The organism is Formivibrio sp. oc-25, from assembly GCF_055810895.1.
Map to the genome: position 1 here is coordinate 1 of NZ_JBVVOL010000077.1, position 1994 is coordinate 1994.

The 1994-nt window shown below is 52.1% G+C and carries 2 protein-coding genes; one reads left to right on the forward strand and one right to left on the reverse strand.

The features are described 5' to 3' along the window. Positions 1–623 precede the first annotated feature (623 nt). Positions 624–1637, forward strand: coding sequence for a plasmid recombination protein (locus AC0KVQ_RS16355; protein WP_473422259.1), 1014 nt, complete (start codon positions 624–626; stop codon positions 1635–1637). A 126-nt stretch (positions 1638–1763) separates the two neighbouring features. Here the strand turns inward: AC0KVQ_RS16355 and AC0KVQ_RS16360 are convergent. Beyond that, positions 1764–1994, reverse strand: a 231-nt coding sequence (locus tag AC0KVQ_RS16360) for a DUF4197 family protein (RefSeq protein WP_473422260.1), incomplete at its 5' end; no start/stop codon positions are given.

Sequence of the window (1994 nt, forward strand, 5' to 3'; positions counted from 1 at the left end):
GTCTGATTTGACGAAAAATCAGGCTGATTTTGAAGAGGAAGCAGTTTTTTGAAATTCAGGGGTGAAAAACCGAAGGTAGGATTTGGTTTTTCACCAGCCTGTTAAAATTTTGGCGAGGTGTATATCTGTCCCTTAATCGTAAAGGGCAGACTTGGATTGTCCGTGCGTGCGCGCGCGTAACACTTCTGGAATTGCCTTGCGCTTAATGGCCAGTTGTTATTCCATCGGGTGGTGACGCGCATGCGGGTGATACGTTGGTGTGCCTGGTGGTTATTCAACGGCAATAACATGGCGCATTTGATCCCTGTGCGTATTGGGGACGCACGTGGTCAATGCCAGCAAAAACAGGCCAAAGTGTATAGTTTCTCCTTAATATATAAGGTACGTACTTACTATATCCGCTCGTGCGCGCGCGAAACACTTTCATTGTCTTTGTTAATTGACCAGGCAATGCATGCTATGGGATTAGTGCGGCTAGGAAAGAGGGCAATGGGGATGATGCAGGTATTGCGGAAGACTGGGAGAGACGTCGTTGAGCGGATTTTTAAGCGCGACAACCCTCCTCGGTTTTTATACAACAAAAATTTATCTAAAAAGGGCAGAAGAAATAGGATAGAGACTGTGTGACATCAACGATTTCGATATGCTATTCACCATGGATCAGGAGAATAGCTATGGCACATTTTCAATATGCACACTTTGAAACGTTTGCCCGCAAGCGGCACGGCAAGAAACGGATGCATCAGTTCAATATCTTGACTGCCCTGTATGAATTGCTGCGCATCGAGAAATATTGCCGACATGTGCCGTGCCCGATGCCCCCCAATATTCTGCTTGGCAGCATCCAACAAGCCCGCAATGCGGTCAATCGCTGGTATGCCCATGCGCGCGATAGCCGAGGTCGTCGCCTGCACAAAACGGCGAATGCCATGGTCGGGGAAATCTTCTCGTTTCCACGCGAACTCTTCGAACAAGATCCTGCAGCGTATGAAACATGGCGTGGACGTCTCATGCAATGGTTGCTGAAAAAATACGGGAAACGCCTGCGCCTGCTGGTGGAACATTGGGATGAATCGCATCCTCACCTGCATGCCATGCTAGTACCCATGCCAGGCGAATCGATTGCTGCCGTGCATCCAGGGGCGGCCGTGTGGGCGGAAATGGGGATTGAGCGCCAGCATCGGGGAGCTGGCCGTCAGGCGTTGGAAAAGCAGGCGATTATCAATTGGCAGGACGAATACTTTGCCGAGGTTGCCGAACCCTGCGGCTTATTGCGCAGCCAAACGCCGGACAAGAAAGGTAAGCACCTGTCGCGCCGGGAGTATAAGGCGCGTCAACAAGCCTTGCAGCAGCAACAAGTGTCGCAACCTCAGCCTCCCATGGCGCCAGACACGGTAAAGGACGTGGCGCTGGCGGAACCGTTGCCAACGCCCTTACTGATCCATGGAACTGAGAATCCTGGCTTGCCAGCGGTTTCCCCGGGATGGCATATCGCGCAACCAGATCATCCTGCCGTTACCGCATCCAAGCCCGAAGATTCCGTCGATTTTGTGTTGCGACTCTGGCAATTGGCGGAAAATCAGCGCAGGCAGTCAGCGCCTGCCCCTGACATGAAACCTGATCTATCCGGGCCTTGAGTCCGATGGGTGGCCGCCCTGCTGCGCTAGTATGACGCAGTCATGTTGTGCCAGACGCCATGCGCAACGCTATCTCCAAGAAATTGGAAATTGACTATAGAACTCAATTTGTACGCAATGCGTGAGTTATTTCCCGATTAGCCCAAAAACCTTTTGGGCCATGCCGGTGGCACTACCGACCGGATCTTTACGGATCGCGCTTTCCTGCTCCGCGATGATCAGGAACAACCCGTCGAGCGTCTTCTGCGTGACGTAATGTTCAATTTTGGCCTGTTTGGCGTCGACAAGCCCGAATTGCGCACCTTTACCCGCAATATTGTTGTACTTCTCGGCCAGCCCGACTTTTGCAGTGGCCTT